A 10,840-nucleotide genomic window follows, 5' to 3' on the forward strand; every position below is an offset into this window, starting at 1 on the left:
CATCAAGAGAACATCTTTATTAAGAAATTCTTCTTTTAAATACTCGTCCAAAAACTTATATTTTTTAAAGAACCTTAAATCACGCTCAAAAATCAATTCTTTTTTAATCATTTTTTCTAAAATTTTCATTTGAGTATCATTAGTCTCAGTTTTAAACTTAGAGTTTAATATATTACAAATTTCTTCTTTTTTTATATATTGATTTGGTTGTAGCTTACTAAATTCATCAATTATTACATTTTCAATAGTCGAAGGAGCTATTCTTCCTTTTAATATTTCAATTTTATCAAAAGCATTAAGCAATTTTTGATAAAAAGACTTTTTACTACCTTCCAGTATTTCATTAAATTCTTCTAATGAAATACTATATAAATCAGTATAAGTAATGCCTTTTTCAATTAGTAACTTAATATTTCTTTCACTAATGCCCTCATATGCTAATTGAAATAGATTATTTACACGGTAAGCATCTGCTACCTCAGAAAACACTGCTAGTAACTTCGTAACGGTTGCTGGCTTATGGAACTTTAGATTTTCTAGATTTGATGTCTGATATTTAATATCACTCCAAGATAGTCCATACTCCTCCCTTAGTTTTTCAACACTTCGAATGTTAAAACCGAAATTACATAAGGCATATAAGTCTAACATTGTTTCAATTTCCGGCATTATGAACTATTTCACTCCATTTCTCTATGAGAGCTCTGATTAAATGTGTATTCATTCATTCATTAATTAACTATTATTTAGATCTAAAAAGAGAATACTACTTTATCACTTAAAACTCAAGAAAAAAAAGGAAATTTCAAGAAAAAAAAGGAAATCTATCGATAGAAATATTATTAATAATTATGAAGGGATAATAGAATGCAAATTTAGCACTCTATTATCCCTTTATAATTATCGATTTATATAATCTAAATACATTTTTTTTGTACCAAATAATCGATGGAGTTCGATTGAATAATAAAGATTCATTTTTGTATTTAAAATTGCATTTTCTAAACGATCCTCTGGAACACGACATTTATACTTACTGATAATTTCTTGCGTCATTTCAAATAAAGAAATGGAATCTTTTCCTTTTAAAATATCTTTCATAATAATTTCAGATGAAATTTTGTACGTTGTTTTAGCAAAAAATGTAATACCTGCAAATCTATATGAATGAATCCGCCCAGGACGTTTTATAATATTTTCATAAAATACATTATCAAAACCATAGTCATCTACTTCATGATAAAAACCTTCACCTTTTATAGAAGCCAATGTAAATAGCTCTTCCCCAACGTATTTTTCAATAGCCGTTTTATAAGAGACTATGTCTTCTCTCGATACTTTGGCTTTTCGCATTCCTTTCTCAGTTAAATAGATTGTATCTTCAACTCGTAATAGTTTATATGCATTTTCAAGGTTTTCGATTTTTCGTTTCGCCAGTGATGTTTGAAATATTGTATCTACTCTACTATCAAAATAGTTACTTTTTAAAATCTTCCCTTCTAGATACTCACTAATATCCAAAATCTGATTTTTTACTACAAACGTATTTTGAATATGATAACCATGTTGTTTTAAATTTTTTTCTTTTATATCACTTGCAGTAAAATTACTTTTTTCTTGCTTACCCAGATTTATTATTTCATCAATAGTATAAACCTCTTTAGACAAAATTTCTTGCCATTCAATATGTTGATTAATATCAAATTTTTTTCTACTCTCAGTTCTTGTAGGTGTAACTTCCTTTATATCTTTCAAAATCCCACCTATATACGATGCATTTATCCAATAGGCTTGTTTCGTAATCATTTGACCATCTGGTAACTCAACAATATCATTACCATCTTTTGCTTTAGGACGCACATGTACAACCTTATTCATTTTAGATCCTGGTAAGTTATTTGTTTTTATATATGTAGCCCCGTGTTTTTTTAACTCAATTTTCACCCCCTCATTTAAAATCTTTCTTAAGCATTCCCAAAAATCAAAAACATCTTTTTCCAATATTTCTATAGGCATCTGCCACAGTTTAAACCCTTTAAAATATACATCCTTCCCAATACTCTGGAATACAATAAAACAAAATAAAGTATTTCTAAATTTATTATAAATAAAGCTATTTTCCCATTTCTCTGAATGTACTCCTATAAAATCTATTTGTTCAAATGACATAGATTCCTTAGGTACTCCATTTCCCTGTAGTCTTACAGTTTTAATTGCTAAGGTACGCCCATCAACTTTATCTTTTTGATTTATTTTACTTTTCTTTAAAAATTGATTTACCACCATTACAACCGATAACTTTCCTTTTAACAAATCAAAATTCATACCTAAATCTTCAGCTATTTTCTCTATTGTTTTCCCATAATATGCTTGCCATTCTTTTTCAAGCTTTTGATTAAATTGCTCTAGATTCATTTTCCTACCCCTACTTTCTATAACAGTGGTGTTAATTTAATAAATTTATAAAACTACCACTGTTTTAAATCCTTTATTATTTTAATAATTTTATTCTATTTATTTTTAAAAGATGGTGAATCCTATCATTAGGGCTTTAGTTATCCCTCACAATCCCCTCCTTCACTATAAATCATTTTATACTCTCTTCTATACAAAATAAATAACCTGACCTCTATATAAAATAGTAGTCAGGTTATTTAGCATCGGCCATAGTTCTTTTTATACAACTATGCCTACTTTTTAAAGACCCAGGCTCAGTTGGACAAAATTCTTCAGCTTTTCCTCTGTATTAATCTCCAAAATCCTTTTTCCCATTCGCTCCACCAAATCAACCACTAAAGCATTTCCCATACAAAAGTACCTATTTCTTTGTGGCATACCAGTATTTGTCCAGTCCATCGGGAAACCATTTAACAATTCACATTCAACTGGTGTTAAATATCTTAGTCTTTTTGTATAAGGATCTTCTATTACATGTGAACTTCTATTACATGTCCCTTCACTTGTTAACATTGTACGTCCAGGCTTTTCTAAATCATCAGGGAAAGCCATTCCTCCCTCAGAGTAGAAATATTTATGACCCGTCGCCTTTGATACTCTTTCTTCTTTTTTAGGACCTTTAAGATACTTCAGTTCCTCAAATTCCGTTCTTCCCTTTTTGTTAACCTTATCCATTTTCAAATAATACGATTCATCTGCAGGGCCAAATTTATCATATACCTTTTGAACAACTTCACCTAAAGTCTCTGCATTTTCAGTTACTGGAACTAATTCTTCCGTATATACTTGTCCATCCATCATTACGCCAGAATTATAGTATTCAGCTTTAAATGTATCAGAAACCTCAATAATATCGACTGGCAACTCAAATTGCCCTCTTTTTTTGTTTTCTTCAGGTGCTTCATGCACATTAAAAATTGGAGCGAAGAATCCATTTCCACACAATATCTCTAAAGGCTTCATTTTACTTTGAACAGACGTGAAATGAGATTCTTTTAAATACGCAAAAATAAATACTCTTCGTCTTCTTTGAGAATTTCCATAATCCGCAGCGTTAATAACTCTCCATTCCACTACATATCCTGCGTCTCTAAAGCTCGCCAGCATAATAGAAAAATCACGACCTCTTTGTTTTGCTGGTGATTTCAACAATCTATCTACATTCTCTAACAAAACAAATCTTGGCTTGCGAGAATTAACTATGTTCATTATCTCCCAAAAAAGAACACCTTTTTTTCCTTGTATTCCTTTTTCATTTGATAAAGTACGTGCTACAGAATAGTCTTGACAAGGGAATCCACCTACTAATAAATCATGCGCAGGTATTTCCGGCCAAGCTTCTGCTATATCTTTATTTACATGTATTCCTTTATTTTTAAAGCGAGTTGCATAACAATTAAATGCATGTTGTGCTTTAGTTGAGGGCTCCCACTGGTTTCCCCAAAGAACTTCAAAGTTTTCGTTTGCTTCTAGTCCTAATCTAAAACCTCCTACTCCCGCGAAAAGTTCTACTACTTTCACCATAAATACACGAACATCCTTTCGGTATTTTATTTATCTATGCTTCATTATAATAAAAAGTGAGGAAAAGATCAACTATAACATTTCAAGAACCATACTTTTTTATAATTTCTTATTTTGGCTTGTAACAATTAAGAAAACAGTTCGCTACTATATCAATAGTATAAAGGAATAAACTTCCCTTGAACAGATCCAATATAGCCCTTATCTAATAAAACAAATCGTCTTTTCCTTCTTATAAATTTTTACTTATATAAAATTGAAACAGCTTTTAATTATAGCATAACTTTAATATGTAATGTTTAAAATCATACAACGCAGCACCGGATACAGAAAGGAGATTATTATGGACTACACTACAATAGAAGAACTAATGAAAAAAGCACATGAGGCTGAAGGAAAAACATTTGGTGAAATTGATTCCACTAATCGACTTGCAAATGCTAAATCAAAAGGTGGACTAGGACAAGTAATCGAGGAAAGCTTTTTTGGATATGAAGTCAATTCAAACGCAGAAGCTGACTTTAAACACCTTGGTATTGAACTTAAAGTAACTGCATTTAAACAAAATAAAAACGGTTCATTATCAGCCAAAGAACGACTAGTCTTAAATATTATCAACTATATGGAAGAAGTTCATACACAATTTGAAACCTCAAGCTTTTGGAAGAAAAACGAAAAACTACTATTAATGTTCTATGAATGGGTACCTGGTGTAGACCGTAAAGATTTTCACATTACAAAAAGCCTTTTATTCACCTATCCCGAAGCTGATTTAGAAATAATTAGACAAGACTGGGAAACCATCGTAAATAAAATTCGTGCCGGCAAAGCACATGAATTATCCGAAGGTGATACAAACTATTTAGGAGCTTGTACAAAAGGTTCCAATAAAAATTCACTCCGCTCACAACCACGTTCTGAAATTCCAGCAATGCAAAGAGCTTTTTCATTAAAGCCGTCTTATATGACGGCACTAGTTCGCAGATATATTCAAAATAAAGAACTAGTAAGTTTTGTAACAGCTGATGAACTAAAAAAACAATCTTTAGAAGAAATTATTCACTCTAAATTCGAATTATACATAGGATTAACTGATGAAGAGATTGCTCAGAATTTATCAGTAGACTACAAGCCTAGAAATAAAAGTTTTGTTCCAAACTTAGTAAGTTCCTTATTAGGGATTAAAGGAACCCGTCTTGATGATATCGAAGAATTTGCTAAAGCAAATATACAATTTAAAACAATTCGTTTAGAACCAAATGGGATACCTAAAGAAAGTATGTCATTTGAAACAATTAATTTTAATCAATGGTTGAATGAAACTTGGGAAGAAAGCTATTTACGCGAACGTTTTTATGAGACAAAGTTTTTATTTGTTATATTTGAATTTAGGCAAACAATAAAAGAAAATCCAAACCGTAAACTTTATTTGAAAGGCATTAAACTTTGGAATATGCCTGTTCATACAATCGAAATTGAAATTAAACATTTATGGGAAGAAGTTAACAAAATAATACGAGAAGGAATTCAAATCCAATATAAAAAACGTGGTAATAATGAAATCGAAACAAATAATCTACCAAAAACTAAATTTAATGGCGTTGCCCACATACGACCCAAAGGACAAGATGGAAAAGATAAGATCCTACTACCTGATGGACAAAAAATCACGAAGCAGTGCTATTGGCTGAACAATTCCTATATAGCTACTATTATTGATGATAATTTTAACCAATAATTATCAGTATTTAGAATCCGAAGTATTTAAAACAAAAATATAAACAAATCCCTTTTAAACTGATATGTTAGTTTAAAAGGGATTTTTCATTTAAAGAAAAATCATACGCCATACCGTAAGATGTACTAATTCTTACTATCCCCCACTAACTCTCCATACTCCTGACTACTCTCCTCCAAAAACCTCCTCTTCTCCCCACTCCCCTTATAAAACCCCTTCCAACTATCACTCTCAACCATCCTCTTAATCACACTATCCCAATAAGCAACCTCTTCCTCTGTCATATCTTTCGAGCCCATAATTCCTTTCCAGTGCTGGAAGATGACGTTGATTCCTTGTTCTTTCCATGTTGGGATTTCTGGTAGGCGGTCTAGCCGTTTTGGTGCAGATACAGCTAGTATTTTTATTTTGCCGTATTTGTATTGTTTTTCGGCTTCGGATAGGGTCATGGTTGCGGCGTTTATTTGTTTGTTCGTTAGGGCGTTTATGATTTTTTCTTTGTTTTCGTAGACGAAGAATTGTAGTTCGGCAGGGTTTATGCCGAATGCTTTGCTTACTTGTACGAAAGATAGGTGATCGTCGTTTCCTAGGCCTGGGGCAACGCCGATTTTGAAGTTTTTCTTGTTTTGTTTTAGTTGTTCCATTAGTTGTTTTGCGTTTTCTATGTTTGATTCTTTTGATACGACAACGACTTCCCAGTCTGATGCAAGTAGCGCGAGCGGGGTGAAGTCTTTATATGTTAGTTTACTGTGGCCTAGTAGGTTGTTCGTTATGAGTAAGCTTGAGTTGATCGCCAGTACGTGACCGCCTTTTTGTTTCGTATATTTCCATCCGACGTCACCGCTGCCACCTACTTTGTTTGTGACTGCGATTGGTTTTGTGAAGATTTTTTCTTCTGTTAGTGTTTTTTGCATCGCCCGTGCTGTTAAGTCCCACCCTGCTCCTTGAACGTTCGGCGCAACGATTTCTAATTTGTCGATGTTCACTTTATTCGTATGGGATTTTTCCGAGGAACAACCAGCTATTACTCCTGTCATGATCCATATACATAGTAATAATCGCTTTTTCATAGTCCTCGTCCTATGCGATATTTTCGCTCTGGTCGTCCGATAATGCCGTATGTGTACTCTACTGTGCATTCATTTGTCGCTACTAAGTATTCTAAATATCTTCTTGCGGTTGTTCGGGAGGCCCCCATTTGTTCTCCCATTTCTTCTATTGTAATTCCCTCTTCGAATCCTTTTATAATCCCTTTCACTTTTTGCAGTGTTAACGAATCAACGCCTGTCGGTAAGTTTTTTATGTCTTGTGTTTGCGAAATGCCGAAGAAGTTATCGATGAGTGCTTGATTCACTTCATTGTTACTATGTAATAATTGCTTCTTTCTTTTATAGTCTTCAATTGTATGAACAAATTTTTCCAGCGTAACCGGTTTTATGAGATAGTTGCTTACGCCGTTTCGAATCGCTTTTTCTAACATATGATTTTCATTTGCGGCAGTAACCATAATAACGTCAACGCTTGGAAAGTCGGCATGGATTTGTGGTAATAAGTCGGTTCCAATTCCATCTGGTAAGTAATTATCTAATAGAAGCAAATCGATTTCTTCCCTTTGTAGTAGTTCCATCGTTTCTTTCGCGTTCAATGCCTTTCCAATCACTTTTACGTTCTTTATTTTTGATAAAAACTCTTCCTGAATTTGCGCGACGCGGAAATCATCTTCTGCAATTGCAACCTTCAACATATGCCCATCCCCCTGTTTGTCATGTACTTTCTTTCAATGTTTTCGGAAGGTAAATTGTAAAAATAGCTCCCCCATTTTTCTCGTTTTGAATTTCAATTGTTCCCTCTAGTAGATCTACCATTTCTTTCACGTTTGCTAGTCCGTAACCACGATCATTTCCTTTCGTTGAAAATCCTTTTTGAAAAATAGTCGTAATTTTTTCTGCCGGTATCCCTGCTCCACTATCTATCACTTCAAACACAATGTCATGTCCAATATCGGTAACAAAGAAGGAAACACTCTTTTCCTCTCGTTCACTCACCGCATCAAATGCATTATCGATTATGTTTCCAAGGATTGTAATAAGGTGCGAAACTTTTATATGGTCTGGTAACGGATGAAGCGCACTATCTCCTTCAATATGAAAATCAATTTTCTTCTCAGATGCTGTTCCGATTTTTCCTAATAAAATTGCTTGTACTTTTGCATCATGAATTTAATGGAATAAAATATGATTTTGGCTTTGATGAATGTTAGATTCTTGCTGGATAAATTCAATCGCCTCTTTGTAATGTCCTAACTGAAGTAATCCTGATAAGACGAAAAGTTTATTTGTAAATTCATGCGTTTGAGCACGTAAGTCCTCTGAATATTTTCTTACCTCAGATATTGTGTTCACAAGGTTTTGCAGTTCAGTTTTATCTCTAAAACTACATACAACGCCTACTGTATTATTATTTTCGAGTATTGGTGTCATGTTTAAAATAAACACTTTATCTTGAAACGCGATTTCTTGATCATTTTCTAGTACTCTCTCCATATGAAATTCCGGTAAAACTTTTGAAATGTGCCGCTGCATATAATCACCATTCACATGTAACATCTCTTCTGCCGACGTGTTCATCATCGTAATAAAACCGTTTTGATCAATAGCGATAATCCCTTCCTTTATAGATAGTAGTATTGCACTTCGTTCCCGATATAACGCCGCAATTTCATTTGGCTCTAAACCGAGTGTGTCTTTCCGAATGCTACGTGCTAAAAGAATGCCGCCAACAATGCCGGCTACTAATACAGCTAAGGAAAAGAGTATAATTTCTTTCGTTCTGCTCAGTATGTTAGATTCGATACCTTTTATTAAAAATTCTACTGTCACAACACCTACGACTTGATCGTAGTCTCCGTTATGAACAATAATGGGTGCCTTCGCCATTAAAGCAGGACCACTTTCACCATTTCCTTCGAGCGTATAATAACCACCAAAAGTGAGTGCTTCATAGTTATACGGGTTGTTACTCTTTGCACCAATTAACTCCGAATTAGAATGTGAATACATAACCCCATAACGATCTTCTATAATGACATAATCTGCACCAGCTTGCTCACGAACTTGTTCCGCAATGGATTGAATCTTACTTTTATGCTCGTTATTTTGAAAAGCGTCTTTTATAGCTGGCATAAAAGAAAGCGACTTCGCTGTTTGCAGTGCTAGCTGCTCCACTTGGCGCTTCGTATCAACGGACTGAATGTAAACAAATATTCCCGCTAATAGGAGAACGACAAATAAAATTAACGCGATAATTAAGCTTACTATTTTCGTTTGTAATGACACTTTGCGTGATTTCTTCATGTTTCATATCCTTTGATAAAATATTCAAAACTATCAATCTCCTTTTTCTATTATTATGACAAAACGAATAATGAAGCAACTATTAAAACTCTCCATGTACATAAAGTACAAAAAGAATAAAATTGTCATAATATTGAGATTTTATTCTATAGACAGTACAATTCAACTATAATGAACACGCTTTCATATATACCTTTTATTTCTAAGCAAGAGGAGGAATTAGTATGGCTCAAGCAAAATCTAATCGAGTCGCCGGCAATATTTTCAAAGGTTCTGTCGGTAATTTAATTGAATGGTACGACTGGTACGTTTACTCTGCTTTCGCTGTTTACTTCTCAGCAGAGTTCTTTCCTAAAGGAGATCCGACGAGTCAGTTACTGAACACAGCGGCTATTTTCGCAGTTGGATTTTTAATGCGCCCTATCGGAAGTTTATTAATGGGACGCTATGCGGATCGGCACGGACGCCGGGCAGCATTAACGCTTTCGATTACAGTTATGGCCGGTGGTTCTTTAATTATCGCCTGTACACCTAGTTACGAAAGTATCGGCATTATGGCGCCAATTATTTTAGTTCTTGCCCGTTTACTACAAGGGTTATCACTCGGGGGAGAGTACGGAACTTCCGCAACATATTTATCTGAAATGGCTAGTAGTGGACGCCGTGGTTTTTATTCAAGTTTCCAATATGTAACGCTCGTTGCTGGACAGATGGTTGCGTTAGGCGTTCAAATTGTTCTTCAGCAATTACTAAGCGAACCAGATATGAAAGCTTGGGGATGGCGTATTCCATTCATTATTGGAGCGATGGGCGCAGTAGCTGTATTATGGCTTCGCCGCACGATGGATGAGTCGGAGCAGTTTTCAAACATAAAATCACAAAAACGCGAAAGCGCAGGAACCGTTCGCGCTCTTATGAAACATCCGAAAGCAGTATTAACAGTAGTCGGCCTAACATTAGGTGGCACTGTCGCATTCTATACGTACACAACATATTTACAAAAGTTCATGGTAAACACAGTCGGTCTTCCGAAAGAAGTTGTAAGCTGGATTAACTTTGTCGCACTACTTATTTTCGTCGTACTTCAACCAATTGCAGGGCTATTATCTGATAAAATTGGACGCCGCCCACTATTAATGGCTTTCGGTATTCTCGGAACGTTACTAACAGCACCAATCTTCTTCTTCATGGAAAAAACGACAGAACCGATCGTAGCATTTTTACTCATGATGGTCGGTCTCATTATCGTTACTGGTTACACATCAATTAACGCAATTGTAAAAGCAGAACTCTTCCCGACCGAAATTCGCGCACTTGGCGTAGGTTTACCATATGCACTAACAGTTGCGATATTCGGCGGAACAGCTGAGTTCATCGCATTATGGCTGAAGAGTATCGGAATGGAATCACTATTCTACTTCTACGTAGCCGGATGTATCGCGATAAGCTTTATTACGTATTGGCGTATGGATGAGTCATCGAAGACTTCGCAGATTGAGGCGGAGCTTGGTGGTGGGGATACACTAGCTAATAATAAGTCTAGTTAAAATTATGTATTCTATCTATGTTCTTCGTTTACCTGAACTCAATTTGCTTTATCTAAGAAAGCATAATTCATTAAGATATAATTTAAAAACCTCTACTTATATGTAGAGGTTTTTGTATGACGAAAAAACACGTATTATCGACAATTGCAAAAAGCCGGAGATTTTGCCGATGTAGAATCCATTGGTACTCACACCATGCGAAAAACCTTCGGCTATTGGTT

The 10,840-nt window shown here is 34.4% G+C and carries 7 protein-coding genes and 2 pseudogenes; 3 read left to right on the top strand and 6 right to left on the bottom strand.

Annotated elements, in window-relative coordinates:
• The 3 genes from DN403_RS24640 to dcm form a co-directional block, all read right to left on the bottom strand.
• Nucleotides 1-669, bottom strand: a 669-nt coding sequence (locus tag DN403_RS24640) for a hypothetical protein (protein ID WP_149185842.1), incomplete at its 3' end; no start/stop codon positions are given.
• A 231-nt stretch (nt 670-900) separates the two neighbouring features.
• Nucleotides 901-2,415 (bottom strand): MutH/Sau3AI family endonuclease, encoded by a 1,515-nt coding sequence (locus DN403_RS24645; protein ID WP_149185843.1) that lies wholly within the window; start codon nt 2,413-2,415, stop codon nt 901-903.
• A 282-nt stretch (nt 2,416-2,697) separates the two neighbouring features.
• Entirely contained in the window at nt 2,698-3,981 is a 1,284-nt protein-coding gene (dcm, locus tag DN403_RS24650) for a DNA (cytosine-5-)-methyltransferase (protein ID WP_149185844.1), read from the bottom strand.
• Between the two features lie 343 nt (nt 3,982-4,324).
• On the opposite strand from dcm, the gene DN403_RS24655 reads away from it, so the two are divergent.
• Nucleotides 4,325-5,719 (top strand): Sau3AI family type II restriction endonuclease, encoded by a 1,395-nt coding sequence (locus DN403_RS24655; RefSeq protein WP_149185845.1) that lies wholly within the window; start codon nt 4,325-4,327, stop codon nt 5,717-5,719.
• Nucleotides 5,720-5,844: 125 nt separating this feature from the next.
• Here DN403_RS24655 and DN403_RS24660 read toward each other — a convergent pair whose 3' ends face one another.
• From DN403_RS24660 to DN403_RS24670, 3 genes and pseudogenes are all read right to left on the bottom strand, one after another.
• On the bottom strand, nt 5,845-6,789 hold the full coding sequence (locus tag DN403_RS24660; protein ID WP_149185846.1) for a tripartite tricarboxylate transporter substrate binding protein: 945 nt from the start codon (nt 6,787-6,789) through the stop codon (nt 5,845-5,847).
• Nucleotides 6,786-7,463, bottom strand: a complete 678-nt coding sequence (locus tag DN403_RS24665) for a response regulator (RefSeq protein WP_149185847.1) — start codon at nt 7,461-7,463, stop codon at nt 6,786-6,788. Before DN403_RS24665 ends, DN403_RS24660 begins: the two co-directional genes overlap by 4 nt.
• Before the next feature lie 19 nt (nt 7,464-7,482).
• Nucleotides 7,483-9,072 (bottom strand): annotated as a pseudogene (locus DN403_RS24670) (ATP-binding protein).
• Nucleotides 9,073-9,296: 224 nt separating this feature from the next.
• On the opposite strand from DN403_RS24670, the gene DN403_RS24675 reads away from it, so the two are divergent.
• Both DN403_RS24675 and DN403_RS24680 read left to right on the top strand, forming a co-directional pair.
• Complete coding sequence (locus DN403_RS24675; protein WP_000035842.1) at nt 9,297-10,619, top strand: MFS transporter; 1,323 nt, start codon at nt 9,297-9,299, stop codon at nt 10,617-10,619.
• Between the two features lie 135 nt (nt 10,620-10,754).
• Nucleotides 10,755-10,840, top strand: a pseudogene (locus DN403_RS24680) (tyrosine-type recombinase/integrase); the annotation flags it as partial.

The sequence above is a fragment of the Bacillus sp. AY2-1 genome (assembly GCF_008368965.1).
Classification (GTDB): domain Bacteria; phylum Bacillota; class Bacilli; order Bacillales; family Bacillaceae_G; genus Bacillus_A; species Bacillus_A thuringiensis_S.

What these genes read in the sequence shown, in the direction of transcription:
- DN403_RS24645 (WP_149185843.1), bottom strand. Translation starts at nt 2,415, where the DNA reads ATGAATCTAGAGCAATTTAATCAAAAGCTTGAAAAAGAATGGCAAGCA.
- dcm (WP_149185844.1), bottom strand. Translation starts at nt 3,981, where the DNA reads ATGGTGAAAGTAGTAGAACTTTTCGCGGGAGTAGGAGGTTTTAGATTA.
- DN403_RS24655 (WP_149185845.1), top strand. Translation starts at nt 4,325, where the DNA reads ATGGACTACACTACAATAGAAGAACTAATGAAAAAAGCACATGAGGCT.
- DN403_RS24660 (WP_149185846.1), bottom strand. Translation starts at nt 6,789, where the DNA reads ATGAAAAAGCGATTATTACTATGTATATGGATCATGACAGGAGTAATA.
- DN403_RS24665 (WP_149185847.1), bottom strand. Translation starts at nt 7,463, where the DNA reads ATGTTGAAGGTTGCAATTGCAGAAGATGATTTCCGCGTCGCGCAAATT.
- DN403_RS24675 (WP_000035842.1), top strand. Translation starts at nt 9,297, where the DNA reads ATGGCTCAAGCAAAATCTAATCGAGTCGCCGGCAATATTTTCAAAGGT.